This is a genomic window from Primorskyibacter flagellatus (assembly GCF_048268605.1).
Classification (GTDB): domain Bacteria; phylum Pseudomonadota; class Alphaproteobacteria; order Rhodobacterales; family Rhodobacteraceae; genus Primorskyibacter; species Primorskyibacter flagellatus.
The window spans coordinates 341,605-356,126 of the sequence record NZ_JBLWVF010000002.1 but is presented as its reverse complement, the minus strand read 5'-3'; the positions used below and the strand labels follow the sequence as shown (position 1 = coordinate 356,126).

The window sequence follows — 14,522 nt, the reverse complement described above, 5'->3', positions numbered from 1 at the left end:
GCCCTGTCCGGGAACGAGGGGCCAGCCCCTCGCGCTCCCCGGAGTATTTGTGCCAAGAAGAAGGGACGGCTGCGGGCGGCGTTGTCTGCGACGTCAGGCGAACGGGTCGTCGGGGTAGCCGACGCCCATCAGGTACAGACCTTCCGGCGGGCTCACCGGGCCGCAGGCCGCACGTTCGCGTGCTTCAAGCGCTGCACTGACGTCATCTGGCGACCATTTTCCGGCACCGGCGCGTTCCAGCGTGCCCACGATGCTGCGCACCTGATTGTGCAGGAAAGAGCGCGCCCTTACGTCGAAGTGAACCTCTGGACCAGCGAAGGTGTCAACCTTGTGAATGTCGAGCCTGTCGAGGGTCTTCATCGGCGATCTGGCCTGGCAGATCGTCGAACGGAACGTGGTGAAATCGTGATGGCCAACCAGCCGATTTGCGGCCTCTTGCATGGCGTCGACGTCAAGGTCCTGGTTAACCCTCCAGACCTGGCCCGCCTCCAGCGTCAGGGGCGCGCGGCGACACAGGATGCGGAACAGGTAGCGGCGCTCTGTTGCCGTAAAGCGGGCATGCCAACCGTCCCCCACGGCCTTACAGGCGCGGATCGCCACGGGTGCGGGTTTCAGGTGGTAGTTTACCGCTTCGGAAAGGCGGAACGGATCCCAGTCCTTATCCATATCGCAATGCGCCACCTGCCCCCGCGCATGGACCCCGGCATCGGTGCGCCCGGCGGCGGCGATCTTGTGGGCGCGCGGCTCCAGTTTCGACAGGGCGTTCTCGATCGCGCCCTGCACCGAGGGCAGGCCGACCTGTCGTTGCCAGCCCGAAAACGGGCCGCCATCATATTCCACCAAGAGCGCATATCTGGGCATGGCGGCGCAGATAGCGCGCCGCGACACCCGGCACAATCCCTGTCCGTTGCACTGGTGCTTGACTCGGGGTACCCCTATCTTGCGCGTAAAGAGTGAGTGAAGGGGCAGGCTTGTGGTAATCTCGACGCTGGCAGACGGTTTGACGCGTGGGGTCGAGAACCTGGCGGGCACGTTGACCAGCCCGTTTTCGGAACCGGTGATCCGACTTGGCGTCACCGGCCTGGCGCGGGCCGGCAAGACCGTGTTCATCACGTCGCTGGTGGCCAATCTGCTGGACCGGGGCCGGATGCCGCAGCTTCTGGCGGCGGCTGACGGGCGCATCACCACCGCCTATTTGCAGCCGCAGCCCAACGACACCCTGCCGCGTTTCGAATACGAGACCCACCTGGCCGCCTTGACGGCGCGTGAACCGCATTGGCCGGACAGTACGCGCATGATCTCGGAACTGCGTCTGTCCTTGCGGGTGCAACCCACCGGGCTGCTGGCGGGATTGCAGGGGCCGCGGACGGTGCATCTGGACATCGTGGATTATCCCGGTGAGTGGCTGCTGGATCTGGGGTTGATGGAGAAATCCTATGCCGACTGGTCGCGCGAGACATTGGACCGGATCACCAAACGCGCACAGGCGGCGGAGTTCATCGCCGTTTCCGACGGAATCGACCCTACCGCGGAATTGCGCGAAACCGATGCGCAGGCGCTTGCGCGCAGTTTTACCTCCTATCTGACCCAAGCCCGGCAGGATGGCTATTCGGATTGCACGCCGGGGCGGTTCCTGCTGCCGGGCGATCTGGCGGGGTCTCCGGTATTGACCTTTGCACCGCTGCCCGATCCGGGCGGAGCGCCGCGCAAGTCGCTTTGGCGCGAGATGGAGCGGCGCTACGAGGCCTATAAGGCGCGTGTTGTGCGCCCCTTCTTTCGCGATCACTTTGCCCGCATCGACCGACAGGTGGTGCTGGTCGATGCGCTTGGCGCGATCCATCAGGGCCCGGCAGCGGTCGAGGACATGCGGTTGGCGATGGCAGATATCCTGTCGTCTTTCCGGCCCGGACGGAACGCCTTTCTGACGCAGATTTTCCGTGGCAAACGGGTAGAGAAGATCCTGTTCGCCGCCACCAAGGCCGATCACCTGCATCACACCCAACATGCCCGGCTGACCGCCATAATGGAGGCGCTGACCCGCGAGGCCCGCGACCGTGCGCGCTTTGCCGGGGCAGAGACCTCTGCCATGTCGCTGGCCGCGCTGCGCGCCACGGTCGAGGAAACGATCCAGCATGACGGGCGCACGCTGAATTGCGTGCGCGGGCGGTTGCTCGACAGCGGAAAAGAGGCGGCGTTTTACCCCGGTGCCCTGCCCGACGATCCCGGCCATCTGCTGGGGCCCGCACGTCAGGGTGCCGATGCGTGGCTGGATCAGGATTACAAGATCATGCGCTTTGCCCCCGCGCCGCTGACGTTGAAACCCGGGATCGGCCCGCCGCATATCCGGTTGGACAAGGCTGCGCAATTCCTGTTCGGGGACCGGCTATGACGATCATCCTGCGCCCGGCCCGATCGCTGGATGCCGGCAAGATCGGTGGGTTGATGAGCGATGGCAACGCCGCCAACGCCTGGAAGCCGCACCTGCATTCAGCGGCCGAGGATATCAGCTATTGCGCCAAGATGATCGACTGCGGATGGGTGACTGTCGCCTGTGAGGACCGGTTGCTGTTGGGGTTCATTGCCCGGCAGGAGGATTATATCCACGCGCTTTACGTCAGCGCGCAGGCACGCGGATCCGGGGTCGGGCGCATGTTGTTGGATGACGCCAAGATCGGCCGCAACAGGCTGAAACTCTGGACGTTCCAGCACAATATCGCGGCGCAGCGTTTCTACCTTCGCGAAGGTTTCACCGAGGACAGCCGAACCGACGGCCATTCGAATGAAGAAAAGCTGCCTGATATCAATTATATCTGGAGCCGAAAGGGCAAGACATGAGTGACCGTGATGGCCCCGTACTGATCGATCTTGATGGCAAGGGCAGCGGGCCGTCGCCCGCCGAAGCCCCGCCGGTGCCCGACACTGGCGAACCCGGCCCGCGCGGTCAGGCGATGGCTACGGTCGCGGCGCTTGCAGGTCGGCGCTCCTCTGCGTTGTCACGATGGTTCTGGGCGCTGTTGATGGCGGTCATTGGTACCGTGGTTTCGGTGGCGGCGTGGAACTTTGCCGCTGGCCTTATTGCGCAGGTGCCGCTGCTCGGATGGGCGGTGACAGTGCTGTTCGGATTGTTCGTGCTGGTACTGCTGGCCATCGCGGTCAAGGAACTGGCGGTTTTTTCGCGGCTGGCCCGGATCGACAAGCTACACCGGCGCGCGGCGCAGGCATTGGCAGAGGATGATCTTGCCGGTGCCCGCATCGTCATCAAGAAATTGACAGCGCTTTACGCAGGCCGCGAGGATACCAGCTGGGGTCGACAGCGTGTCGAGGAACTGGGGGGCGAACAGTTTGACGCAAGCGCCCTGCTGGGTCTGGCCGAAGCAGAACTGCTGCGCCCGCTGGACCGCGCCGCCCGGACCGAGGTAGAGGCCGCGGCCCGTCAGGTGGCCACCGTCACCGCGCTGGTGCCGCTGGCGCTGGCCGATGTTGCGTCGGCGCTGACGGCCAATATCCGGATGATCCGGCGCATTGCCGAGATTTATGGCGGCCGCGCGGGCACTTTGGGCAGCTGGCGGCTGACCCGCGCCGTGATGGCGCATCTGGTGGCCACCGGTGCGGTAGCTGTGGGCGACGACATGCTGGAACCGGTGCTGGGCGGCGGCATCCTGGCCAAGCTTTCGCGGCGTTTTGGCGAGGGCCTTATCAACGGCGCGCTGACCGCGCGTGTCGGCGCCGCCGCGATGGAGGTCTGCCGCCCCCTGCCCTTCACCCGAGAACCACGCCCGCCGGTGCGCAGCATGGTCAAATCCGCGCTGACCGGGTTGTTCAGGCAGGATAAGGACTGACGCTGCCATCCGCAGACATGGCAGGGTTGGCCAGTGTACCGCACCGCATAAGGTGGCGGATCCTGACTGGGCGTCCAAGCGGGGCACCGATCAGCAGCCGGTTCTGAATGTTCCGCCGACAGTAAACAGCAAGCGCGGGGTGCATCACTCGAATGCACCCCGCAGGATCTTTACGGGCAATTCTCAAATGGCAACCGCTGCGTTTTGACAGAATCGCCATTGGCAACCGAATTACTCGGCAGGTGCGGGTTGTTCCTCGGCAGCGACGCCATTGTCAGCCGGGGCCGCGCCGTCGGTTGCCGTCGCTGATCCCCCTGCCTCGGCACCGTTTGTCGTGGCTTGGGTATTGCCGGTCTCCGTCACGGGCGCTGCGGCCTCACCAGTGCCGTTTGCCGCCGGTGCAGTCGCGTCAGCGCCGCTCTCGATCATCGGGGTGCTTGCGGGCGCGGGCGGATCTGTCAGCACAGGCGCGGGCTCAGGCGAATTGCTCATCAACGAGGCACCGACCAGCACGGCAATGATCACCACAACTGCGATGGCAAGGCCGATCACGACATTGCCGCCGGACCGGGTCGTGCGGATTTCGCGCGGTTCGCGCAGGTGAGTGTCTGTCTCTTTATAGGCCATCTGGGTTCTCCTTCATTTGATGCGGTCGAATGAGGCGTTCCCATGAAAGTCCGACCGCTTGTAAGCAAAGCGCGCAGGTGGCCGATTGGTTCGATGCCGTTTTCCAATCGTCGCGGATCGGCCAGACCCTGCCGAAAACGCGGTGATCCATGCGCCAACTCTTGCCGCGTCAGTCGCAGGCGCTAGAACCGGCGGGACATTGCCGCAACCCCCGTTTCCGCGCGCTGTTTTCCGCCAGTTGCGCCAAGAGACGCGCAGGCACATGCAGGTCAGGTATCCCGGACTGTCGCGGTGTCAGACGTTAAGGCATGATACTTTCAAGGCGCGGCCTGCTTTGGCGTCATGTTTTTCAACAAGTTGCATTGTCATGGAGCCATCTGATGTCCGATTTTCTGGCACCCGTCACATCCGAGCAAATTTGCCGGGTTTTGGGTCTTTTTGGCTTTTGCCTCTATGTGACGAATTATTTACTGCTATCCACGCATGTTCTGACGGCTGAAGGTGCCCGCTATTTCGTCATCAACACCATTGCCGCCGTGGTGGTGCTGATCGGGCTGTCACAGGACTTCAACCTGGCCGCGGCGCTGACGCAGGGCTTCATGATTTGCATGGGCTCTGCCGCGATCCTGATCCGGCTGCGACGCGCGATCGTGCTGCGCAACCCTGCCGCCCCCTCGGGCCGGGCGGGTCAGGCTGTCGTCATCGCCTGATCCAGTCAGGCGACACGGCCACTGGACGCCCGCGCAACGCGCGCCTATAAGCTGCCGCATGACGCATGGCCTCGCGATCATCATTCGAATTATATGCCCGGCGCTCTAACACGCGAGCCGCCGGGACAAGGCGTATGCACCGCCGCGCCGCCCCTGACACCCTGACAATTCACACGACTTTCAAGGACGCCCCAGATGTGCGCCGAGACGCCCGACTATAAAGCAACGCTGAACCTGCCGAAAACCGATTTCCCGATGCGCGCGGGACTGCCCAAACGCGAGCCTGAATGGCTGGCCCGCTGGGAAAAGATCGGCATCTATGACCGCCTGCGCGAGAATGCCGGGGACCGGACGCCGTTCACCCTGCATGACGGCCCCCCCTATGCCAACGGCCATCTGCATATCGGCCACGCGCTGAACAAGACGATCAAGGACATGATCGTGCGCAGTCACCAGATGATGGGCCGCGACGCACGCTATATCCCCGGCTGGGACTGCCACGGCCTGCCGATCGAGTGGAAGATCGAGGAACAGTACCGCGCCAAGGGCAAGAACAAGGACGAGGTCGATGTCGTCGATTTCCGTCAGGAATGCCGCCGTTTTGCCGAGGGCTGGATCGACGTGCAGCGCGACGAGTTCAAGCGCTTGGGCATCACCGGCAAGTGGGAACGCCCCTACCTGACGATGGATTTCCGCGCCGAGCGTATCATCGCCGAGGACTTCCAGAAGTTCCTGATGAACGGAACGCTCTATCAGGGCTCCAAGCCCGTGATGTGGTCGCCGGTTGAAAAGACCGCGCTGGCCGAGGCCGAGATCGAGTATCACGATCACAAAAGCCACACGATCTGGGTGCCGTTCAAGGTGTATGCCGCCCATGGTGAGGGTTTCTGGGTAGGCCCCGGTTCAGACAAGTTAGAAGCTGAACAAAAAGAAAAAGCGCAACAACTTGTAAACGCTCGAGTGGTGATCTGGACAACGACACCCTGGACCATCCCGTCCAACAAGGCCGTCGCCTATAACCCCAAGATCAACTACGGCCTCTACGAGGTTACTGGCCGCCCCGAGGAATGTTGGTGCAAGATCGGCGACCGTTACCTGCTGGCAGATACGCTGGCCGGGGACGTTCTGAGCGCCGCTCGGCTGGACGACACGATGTATCGCCGCCTGCGCGATGTCTCGGCTGAAGAACTGTCCACTCTGACACTAGCGCATCCATTCGCAGGCGCGGACGGCGCGGATGGCTTCTGGGACTACCCCGTGCCGATGATCGACGGCGATCATGTGACTGACGAGGCTGGCACCGGCTTTGTTCACACCGCCCCCAGCCACGGCGCGGATGACTTTGAATGCTTTATGAAGCGCAACTGGCTGGACCGGATGACCCATAACGTGGGCGAGGAATCCGAATTCCTGCCGCATGTGCCGTTTTTCGCGGGCCTTCAGGTGTTCGACCGCAAGGGCAAGGAAGGCAAGGCCAACCCCACCGTGATCGCCAAGCTGGTCGAGGTTGGCGGGCTGATCGCCCGTGGCCGTGTGACCCACAGCTATCCGCATAGCTGGCGGTCCAAGGCGCCGGTGATCTTCCGCAACACGCCGCAATGGTTCGCCGCCATCGACCGCGAGGTTGGCGACGGGCAGGACACCTATGGCAAGACCATCCGCGAACGCGCGTTGACCTCCATCGACGAGCTGGTGAAATGGACGCCGCAGACAGGCCGCAACCGCCTGTTCTCAATGATCGAGGTTCGCCCCGACTGGGTTCTGTCGCGCCAGCGCGCCTGGGGTGTGCCGCTGACCTGCTTCACCCGCAAAGGCGTACTGCCCACGGATGAGGGCTTTCTTCTGCGCGATGAGGCGGTCAACGCCCGCGTGCTTGAGGCCTTCGAGGCGGAAGGCGCAGACGCCTGGTACAAACCCGGCGCGAAGGAACGCTTCCTCGGCACCGATTACAACGCCGATGAGTGGGATCAGGTCTTCGACATTCTCGATGTGTGGTTCGATTCCGGCTCCACCCACGCATTCGTGTTGCGCGACCGCGAGGACGGCACCGAAGATGGTATCGCCGATGTCTACATGGAAGGCACCGACCAGCATCGCGGCTGGTTCCATTCTTCCATGCTGCAAGCCTGCGGCACCATTGGCCGTGCGCCCTATCGCAACGTTGTCACGCACGGCTTCACGCTGGACGGCAAAGGCAACAAGATGTCCAAATCGCTGGGCAACACCATCGCGCCTGATGATGTGGTCAAGCAATACGGCGCAGATATTCTGCGGCTCTGGGTGGCGCAGGCCGACTATACCGCCGATCAGCGCATCGGGCCGGAAATCCTGAAAGGCACCGCGGACAGCTATCGCCGCCTGCGCAACACCATGCGGTTCATGCTGGGCGCGCTGTCGCATTTCGAGGAATCCGACCGGGTTGCACCCGCCGATATGCCCGAACTGGAACGCTGGGTGCTGCACCGTCTGGCTGAACTCGATCACCGCGTCCGCAAGGGCTATGCCGAGTTTGATTTTCAGGGTGTGTTTCAGGCGCTGTTCAACTTCGCCACGGTCGATCTGTCGTCCTTCTACTTCGATATTCGCAAGGACGTCCTGTATTGCGACGGCGACACGGACCGCCGCCGCGCCGCGCGCACGGTGCTGGATATTCTCTTCCACCGGCTGACCACCTGGCTTGCCCCGGTGCTGGTCTTCACGATGGAGGAGGTCTGGCTGGAACGCTTCGGCGGCGAGGACAGCTCTGTCCACCTGACCGATTTCCCGGAAACGCCCGCCGATTGGCTGGACGAACCGCTTGCCGCCAAATGGGCCAGTGTGCGTCAGGCGCGCCGGGCGGTGACCGCTGCGCTTGAAGTGCAGCGTACCGACAAGGTGATCGGCGCGTCGCTGGAGGCAGCCCCGGTCGTGCATGTGCGCGACAAGGACATGCTGGCCGCGCTGAAATCCGTCAACTTCGACGATATCTGCATCACCTCAGCGATCTCCCTGACCGGCGATCCACAGCCCGGCGAATCCTTCCGCCTGCCGGAAATCGACGGCGTGGGCGTGGTGTTCGAGAAAGCCGAGGGAGCTAAATGCCAGCGCTGCTGGAAGATCCTGCCCGATGTCGGCACCCACAAGCATCCGGGCACCTGCGCGCGCTGTGACGCTGCCCTCGGCTGACCCACCGACGCGGTGATATGAAAGGCGGACCGCGATGAGCCTGACGGTTTTCCTCGCGGTCCTCGCCGCCGCCCTGCTTCATGCGGGCTGGAACGCGCTGATCAAACTCGGCGCGTCCAAAATGACCTCGATGCTGATCCTCACGCTTGTGCAGATGGGCATGGGCGGTATCGTGGCGCTGGCTCACCCGCTGCCCTCGTCCGAAGTCTGGCTCTGGTTGCTGGCCTCCGGCGTCTTCCATTCCGGCTACAAGCTGTTCCTGGCCTATGCCTACGAACAGGGCGATCTCAGCCGCGTCTACCCCATCGCCCGGGGCGCGGCACCGCTGGTCGTAACGCTGATCTCTGCCGCCCTGCTCGCCGACATCATCCTGCCGCTGGAATATCTGGCAATCGCCGTTCTGGGCTGCGGTATCCTGATGATGGCCCGCGGCGTCTTCACCAGCGGCGAAAGCCACCGCCTTGTGCCACTGGCCTTGGGGTCGGCGCTGATGACGGCTGGCTATTCTCTGGTGGACGGCTTGGGCGCGCGGATCTCGGAAAATCCGGCAATGTATGTCGCGTGGCTTTTCATTCTGGACGCTGCGTTTTTCACACCCATCTGCATCGCGCTACGCGGGCGCGCAGTGCTGACAGCCCGCAAACAGGACTGGGTGCTGGGCAGTCTCGCCGCCGCCGGGTCCTACGCGGCCTACGCCATCGCCGTCTGGGCCATGACCCAAGCCCCCATCGCTCTGGTGACCGCCCTGCGCGAAACCTCTATCCTCTTCGCCGTGCTTCTGGGCTGGCTCTTCATGGGCGACCGGATTGACCGCACAAAAGCGCTTGCCGCCACGCTGATCATCGCGGGCGTCGTTCTGACCCGGCTTTGAACCGTTCTTGCCAAAGAGCACGCCCGACGCCACTTTACGCAAATGCCCAGTCTGACTGTCCCCACGCCCACCGGCCCCTTCACCATCACCGAAGAGCTCGGCCGGGTCACCCGCAGCGAATGGGGCAGCGGCGGTACAGATCAAACACCTTTGCTGCAACGCGCCGCCGCACAGATTACCGCCTATTTCGACGGACAGTTGACAAGTTTCGATCTGCCCCTCAACCTCGGCGGATCAAGCCTGCAACAACAGACATGTAACGCAATCCTGACCATCCGCTTCGGCGAAACCCGCACCTATGGCCACCTCGCGAAAAAGCTCGGCGTTCCCGCACAAGCAATCGGTCAGGCCTGCGGCGGCAACCCGATCCCGCTGATCATCCCCTGCCACCGCGTCCTCGCAGCGACCAATCTCGGCGGCTTTTCCGGTCGCCATGGCATTGAAACCAAAGTCTGGCTTCTGAAACACGAAGGCGCGGCCAGCCTGCTGATCTGAACCATCCACCGCGAAAACGTCAGACTTGCACGTCGCCTCGCAACGCGCGCCGAGCGTCCCGCCCGACAGGCGGGAGGCGAGACATCCTGTGCGGCTGCAAGGCCGCTCCGTTAAGGAACAGCCGCTGTCAGTCGCGCCGCGAATCGCGTGGGTAAACGCCCAGAATTTCCAGATAACTGGTGAAATAACCCAATTCGTCCAATGCCCGCGCCACTGCCGGATCGTCGGGATGCCCTTCAATATCGGCATAAAACTGCGTGGCCGTGAAAGATCCGCCCACCATGTAGCTTTCCAGCTTGGTCATGTTGACGCCATTGGTCGCAAACCCGCCCATCGCCTTGTACAGCGCCGCCGGAATGTTGCGGACCTGGAACACGAAAGACGTCATCATGCCATGCGCGCCGCGCGGCGTCATATCCGGCTCGGGCGCCATGATCAGGAAACGCGTCGTGTTGTTGCCCTCATCCTCGATATGGCGCGCCAGAACTTCCAGCCCGTAAATCTCGCCCGCCAATTCCGAGGCCAGCGCCCCCATCTTCGCGTCGCCCACCTCGGCCACATGTTTGGCCGATCCTGCGGTATCCGCGCCGGTGACCCGGTGAATGCCGTGCTCTCGCAGGAACTTATGACATTGTCCCAGAAGCACCGTATGGCTCATCGCGCTTTCGACCGCACTCAGCTGCGTTCCGGGGACGGCCAACAAGTTGATATGCACCCGCACGAAGGTCTCGTCGATGATGTGCAGACCAGATCCAGGCAGCAGCGAGTGTATGTCCGCGACCCGTCCATAGGTGGAATTTTCCACCGGCAGCATCGCTAGAGCCGCGTCGCCGTCACGCACCGCCTCGATCGCGTCCTCGAAGGTGCGACAGGCCAGCGCCTCCATCTCCGGGCGTGCCTGGCGACAGGCTTCGTGGGAATAAGCACCAGGTTCCCCCTGGAAGGCAATGCGTCTGGTCATCTCGAAAATCCTGAGGTTTAATCCCTCTCGGGCGTTTGGTCGCGGCTTCTACACCTTGCCACAGCGAAGGGGAAGCCGTAGATACGCGCCGAAACCCTATTCATACGGACAGGCGAGCGATGCTGGATACGATGACACTCACCAAGATACTCGGCGCTTTCTGCGGGGCCCTGCTGATATTCCTTGTCGGCAAATGGGCTGCGGAATCGCTGTACCATGTCGGCGCAGGCGGACACGGTGAGGAGCACGCGATGGGCTATGCCATCGAAACCGGTGGCGACAGCACCTCAGAAGAACCCGCAGAAGAGGTGGACTTTGCAGCCCTGCTCGAAGCGGCAGACCCGGAAAAAGGCGCGAAAGTGTTCAGCAAGTGCCGCGCCTGCCACAAGGTGGAACCTGACGCGAACGGCACTGGCCCAACACTGTACCAGGTTGTCGGCCGCGAGGTCGACAGCGTCGATGGCTTTGCCTATTCCGGCGCGCTGGAGAAGGTCGCAGATGTCTGGACGCCGGAGCATCTCAACGGTTTCCTCGAAAACCCCAAAGGCTATGCGCCCGGCACCAAGATGAGCTTTGCCGGCCTCAAGAAGCCCGAAGATCGCGCCGACCTGATTGCGTATCTCGATACGCTCGGCGGCTAAGCTGCACAGAACCCCCGCGCACAGGGCCGTTGTCCATCAGGACAGCGGCCCTTTATCTTTTCTGCGGCGGCAATTTGCCCGCCGATCACGCAATCTCAACTTGAATGTGGTTGGACACGCCCCTTAGCTTGTGACCAATGTCCAAAGGGCTGACTGCATAACCGGAGGTGAACCGATGATCAGGACGACTGCGCAGGCGCAAAGCCGCATTTCCAAGGGGATGTCGGTCCAACATGCCATCGCTGCCGGGCTGATGGCGGCAGGGATTGCCCTCTGGGCCGGACAGGTGCAGGCTCAGGCTGACGACGCAGGCATAACGCGCGCGCATGGCTATTCCTATTTCGGCAATCTGGATTATCCGGCGGATTACGATCATCTGCCCTATGCCAATCCCGACGCCCCAAAAGGTGGGGAACTGTCGCTGGGTGCCACCGGAACGTTTGACAGCCTCAACCCCTATTCCCGGAAGGGACGCGCGGGCGCGCTGACAGCAATTCAATATGACCAGTTGATCGAATCCACCGCTGACAGCGTCGGGCAATATTACTGCGTCCTTTGCGAAAGCCTCGAATATGACGAGGGCAAGAATTACGTCATCTTCAATCTTCGCCCCGAAGCGGTTTTCTCTGACGGCAGCCCCGTCACGGCCGAGGATGTCGTCTATAGCCACCGCCTGTTCATCGAGCAGGGCCTGCCGTCTTACGCGCAGGCCGTCGGCCGCATGGTCACGGGTGCCGAGGCGCTGGACGAACACACCGTCAAATTCACCTTCGCCGAAGGCATCACCCGCCGCAGCCTGATCGAAACCGTGGGCAACACGCCGGCCTTTTCCAAGGCGTGGTTCGAGGCGGATCCGAAACGTCGGCTCGACGAACCCCGGCTGGAGGTCGCCATCGGGTCCGGCCCCTACATCCTTGACAGCTACGAGGTGAACCGCCGCATCGTCTACAAGCGTAACCCGGATTATTGGGGCAAGGATTTGCCGTTCAACAAGGGGCGGCACAATTACGACACCATCCGGATCGAGTATTTCGCGGACAGCACTGCCGCGTTCGAAGCGTTCAAGGCCGGCGAATACACGTTCAAGAACGAAGGCGACCCCAAACAATGGGCCACCGGATATAACTTCCCGCGCGTGCAGAACGGTACGGTGGTGAAGGAGGCCCTGCCCGACGGAAGCCCACCCGATGCCGCGGGCTTTGTCTTCAACCTCGCCAAGCCGCAATTTGCCGACAAGGACGTGCGCAAGGCGCTGGCCTTGGCCTTCAACTTCGAATGGGCCAACGAATCCCTGCGTTACGGGCTTTACAGCCAGCGCAGTTCTTTTGTCGAAGGCACACCGCTGGAGGCGAAAGCCACTCCACAGGGCGCGGAAAAGGCATTCCTGGACTCGCTTGGCGATGTCGTGCCGGACGCATTGATGAACGAAGAGCCGATGATAAGCCATAGCTCGGACGCCGGGCGGCTGAATGATCGTGGCAACCTGCGCCGCGCCGCAGCCATCCTGGAAGACGCGGGCTGGTCCATCGCAGACGATAACCTGCGCCGAAACGCGGAGGGCAAGACGCTGGATATGCGCATCCCGATCCCGTCGAATATGGACCCGACGCTGGAAGCGATGGTGGAAACCTATGTCCAGAACCTTAAAATTCTGGGCGTGAACGCCAGCTATGAGAAGATCGACCCCGCGCAATACACGTTGCGGCGGCGTGAACGCGACTATGACGTGATCTATTCCACGCAATACGGTGCCTTCCTTTCCACCGGTGGCGGTCTGTCCCAGATGTACGGTTCGCGCGAGGCTGAATTCAGCCTGTTCAACCCCGCAGGCATTGCCAGCCCGCTGGTCGATGCGATCATCGAAGCATCTTTCGACACCACCAATCAGGCCGATCAGGACGCCGCCCTGATGGCACTGGACCGCGCATTGCGCTTTGAGTATTTCGTGGTTCCCACAGGCTATATCGCCGAACACTGGGTGGCCTATTTCGACATGTACGAACATCCTGACCCCCTGCCGCCCTACGATCTGGGCTACCTTGATCTGTGGTGGATCGACGCTGAAAAGGCGCAGGCCCTGAAGGACAAGGGCGCGCTTCGTTAACATGGGCGCGTATATTTTCAGACGGTTGTTGCTGATCATCCCGACGCTGTTCGGGATCATGGTGATGAATTTTGCGCTGGTGCAATTTGTCCCCGGTGGCCCGATCGAGCAGATCATTGCCCAGATCGAAGGCGGCGGTGACGTGTTTGGTGGCTTTTCCGGTGCGGGCGGATCACCTGCTTCGGAACTGGAAACCCAAGGGGCGGGCGGCGACAGCCAATATGCGGGTGCCCGCGGGTTACCGCCGGAATTCATCGAGAAGCTGGAGAAGGAATTCGGCTTCGACAAGCCGCCGCTGGAACGCTTTATCGGGATGATGTGGAACTATATGCGGCTGGATTTCGGCGAGAGCTATTTCCGGTCGATCAGCGTGATGGATCTGGTGATCGAAAAGATGCCGGTGTCGATTTCGCTGGGCCTGTGGTCCACGCTGATTGCCTATATCGTGTCGATCCCGCTGGGCATCCGCAAGGCGGTCAAGGACGGCACTGCCTTTGACACATGGACATCCGGCGCGATCATCGTGGCCTATGCCATCCCCGGCTTCCTGTTCGCGATCCTGCTGCTGGTGCTGTTCGCGGGCGGGTCCTATTGGCAGATTTTCCCGCTGCGGGGCCTTGTGTCCGACAATTGGGAAAGCCTGTCCTGGCCCGCGCGCATCGCTGATTATTTCTGGCACATCACCCTGCCGGTGCTGGCCTCGACAATCTCGGCCTTTGCCACGCTGACGCTGCTGACCAAGAACAGCTTTCTGGACGAGATCAAGAAACACTATGTGATGACCGCCCGCGCCAAAGGCCTGTCCGAACGCGCGGTTCTTTATGGGCACGTCTTCCGCAACGCCATGCTGATCGTCATCGCGGGCTTTCCGGCTGTGTTCATCGGCGTGTTCTTCTCCGGTTCCCTCATCATCGAGACGATCTTTTCGCTCGACGGTCTTGGACGATTGGGGTTCGAGGCTGCCGTGGCCCGCGATTATCCAGTGATCTTCGGCACGCTGTTCGTTTTCGGCCTTATGGGTCTTCTGGTCGGCATTCTTTCGGACCTGATGTATGTGTTCGTCGATCCGCGCATCGACTTTGAAAAGCGGGAGGGTTGAGGCCATGCAA

General features: G+C 62.2%; 13 protein-coding genes. 10 read left to right on the top strand and 3 right to left on the bottom strand.

All coding sequences use genetic code 11. The features are described from left to right. Window positions 1-93 precede the first annotated feature (93 nt). A complete protein-coding gene (gene truA, locus ACN0WV_RS04920; RefSeq protein WP_417604093.1) occupies window positions 94-861 on the bottom strand; it encodes a tRNA pseudouridine(38-40) synthase TruA in 768 nt (255 codons plus the stop codon). A gap of 112 nt (window positions 862-973) precedes the next feature. Here truA and ACN0WV_RS04915 point away from each other — a divergent pair, with 112 nt between their 5' ends. From ACN0WV_RS04915 to ACN0WV_RS04905, 3 genes are read left to right on the top strand one after another with little or no spacing between them, the layout of a single operon-like run. Continuing rightward, window positions 974-2,389 (top strand): YcjX family GTP-binding protein, encoded by a 1,416-nt coding sequence (locus tag ACN0WV_RS04915; RefSeq protein WP_417604092.1) that lies wholly within the window; start codon window positions 974-976, stop codon window positions 2,387-2,389. Then, window positions 2,386-2,835 carry a GNAT family N-acetyltransferase gene (locus ACN0WV_RS04910; protein WP_417604091.1) on the top strand — a complete coding sequence of 150 codons (450 nt, stop codon included), beginning with the start codon at window positions 2,386-2,388 and terminating at the stop codon, window positions 2,833-2,835. The genes ACN0WV_RS04915 and ACN0WV_RS04910 overlap by 4 nt, the downstream gene beginning before the upstream one ends. After that, a complete protein-coding gene (locus ACN0WV_RS04905) occupies window positions 2,832-3,839 on the top strand; it encodes a YcjF family protein (RefSeq protein WP_417604090.1) in 1,008 nt (335 codons plus the stop codon). Before ACN0WV_RS04910 ends, ACN0WV_RS04905 begins: the two co-directional genes overlap by 4 nt. Before the next feature lie 231 nt (window positions 3,840-4,070). On the opposite strand, the gene ACN0WV_RS04900 is transcribed toward ACN0WV_RS04905, so the two are convergent. Beyond that, on the bottom strand, window positions 4,071-4,466 hold the full coding sequence (locus tag ACN0WV_RS04900) for a RodZ family helix-turn-helix domain-containing protein (RefSeq protein WP_417604089.1): 396 nt from the start codon (window positions 4,464-4,466) through the stop codon (window positions 4,071-4,073). A gap of 380 nt (window positions 4,467-4,846) precedes the next feature. Here ACN0WV_RS04900 and ACN0WV_RS04895 point away from each other — a divergent pair, with 380 nt between their 5' ends. From ACN0WV_RS04895 to ACN0WV_RS04880, 4 genes are all read left to right on the top strand, one after another. Further along, on the top strand, window positions 4,847-5,176 hold the full coding sequence (locus ACN0WV_RS04895) for a CBU_0592 family membrane protein (protein WP_417604088.1): 330 nt from the start codon (window positions 4,847-4,849) through the stop codon (window positions 5,174-5,176). A 195-nt stretch (window positions 5,177-5,371) separates the two neighbouring features. Beyond that, window positions 5,372-8,341, top strand: coding sequence for an isoleucine--tRNA ligase (gene ileS, locus ACN0WV_RS04890; protein ID WP_417604087.1), 2,970 nt, complete (start codon window positions 5,372-5,374; stop codon window positions 8,339-8,341). A gap of 34 nt (window positions 8,342-8,375) precedes the next feature. After that, on the top strand, window positions 8,376-9,212 hold the full coding sequence (locus ACN0WV_RS04885) for an EamA family transporter (RefSeq protein ID WP_417604086.1): 837 nt from the start codon (window positions 8,376-8,378) through the stop codon (window positions 9,210-9,212). Window positions 9,213-9,254: 42 nt separating this feature from the next. Then, the gene (locus ACN0WV_RS04880) at window positions 9,255-9,707 is read left to right on the top strand and encodes a methylated-DNA--[protein]-cysteine S-methyltransferase (RefSeq protein WP_417604085.1); all 453 of its coding nucleotides are present in this window, start codon (window positions 9,255-9,257) and stop codon (window positions 9,705-9,707) included. A gap of 127 nt (window positions 9,708-9,834) precedes the next feature. Here the strand turns inward: ACN0WV_RS04880 and ACN0WV_RS04875 are convergent, their stop codons facing one another. After that, window positions 9,835-10,668 (bottom strand): prephenate dehydratase, encoded by an 834-nt coding sequence (locus ACN0WV_RS04875; protein WP_417604084.1) that lies wholly within the window; start codon window positions 10,666-10,668, stop codon window positions 9,835-9,837. A gap of 119 nt (window positions 10,669-10,787) precedes the next feature. Here ACN0WV_RS04875 and ACN0WV_RS04870 point away from each other — a divergent pair, with 119 nt between their 5' ends. From ACN0WV_RS04870 to ACN0WV_RS04860, 3 genes are all read left to right on the top strand, one after another. Continuing rightward, the gene (locus ACN0WV_RS04870) at window positions 10,788-11,309 is read left to right on the top strand and encodes a c-type cytochrome (protein WP_084350359.1); all 522 of its coding nucleotides are present in this window, start codon (window positions 10,788-10,790) and stop codon (window positions 11,307-11,309) included. A 175-nt stretch (window positions 11,310-11,484) separates the two neighbouring features. After that, the gene (locus ACN0WV_RS04865) at window positions 11,485-13,413 is read left to right on the top strand and encodes an extracellular solute-binding protein (protein WP_417604083.1); all 1,929 of its coding nucleotides are present in this window, start codon (window positions 11,485-11,487) and stop codon (window positions 13,411-13,413) included. Between the two features lies 1 nt (window position 13,414). Beyond that, window positions 13,415-14,512: a microcin C ABC transporter permease YejB gene (locus tag ACN0WV_RS04860; RefSeq protein ID WP_116598053.1), complete on the top strand. Its 1,098-nt coding sequence runs from the start codon at window positions 13,415-13,417 to the stop codon at window positions 14,510-14,512. Window positions 14,513-14,522: the final 10 nt, after the last annotated feature.

Coding starts and splice junctions, on each gene's coding strand:
- truA (WP_417604093.1), bottom strand. CDS start 861: ATGCCCAGATATGCGCTCTTGGTGGAATATGATGGCGGCCCGTTTTCG.
- ACN0WV_RS04910 (WP_417604091.1), top strand. CDS start 2,386: ATGACGATCATCCTGCGCCCGGCCCGATCGCTGGATGCCGGCAAGATC.
- ACN0WV_RS04905 (WP_417604090.1), top strand. CDS start 2,832: ATGAGTGACCGTGATGGCCCCGTACTGATCGATCTTGATGGCAAGGGC.
- ACN0WV_RS04900 (WP_417604089.1), bottom strand. CDS start 4,466: ATGGCCTATAAAGAGACAGACACTCACCTGCGCGAACCGCGCGAAATC.
- ACN0WV_RS04895 (WP_417604088.1), top strand. CDS start 4,847: ATGTCCGATTTTCTGGCACCCGTCACATCCGAGCAAATTTGCCGGGTT.
- ileS (WP_417604087.1), top strand. CDS start 5,372: ATGTGCGCCGAGACGCCCGACTATAAAGCAACGCTGAACCTGCCGAAA.
- ACN0WV_RS04885 (WP_417604086.1), top strand. CDS start 8,376: ATGAGCCTGACGGTTTTCCTCGCGGTCCTCGCCGCCGCCCTGCTTCAT.
- ACN0WV_RS04880 (WP_417604085.1), top strand. CDS start 9,255: ATGCCCAGTCTGACTGTCCCCACGCCCACCGGCCCCTTCACCATCACC.
- ACN0WV_RS04875 (WP_417604084.1), bottom strand. CDS start 10,668: ATGACCAGACGCATTGCCTTCCAGGGGGAACCTGGTGCTTATTCCCAC.
- ACN0WV_RS04870 (WP_084350359.1), top strand. CDS start 10,788: ATGCTGGATACGATGACACTCACCAAGATACTCGGCGCTTTCTGCGGG.
- ACN0WV_RS04865 (WP_417604083.1), top strand. CDS start 11,485: ATGATCAGGACGACTGCGCAGGCGCAAAGCCGCATTTCCAAGGGGATG.
- ACN0WV_RS04860 (WP_116598053.1), top strand. CDS start 13,415: ATGGGCGCGTATATTTTCAGACGGTTGTTGCTGATCATCCCGACGCTG.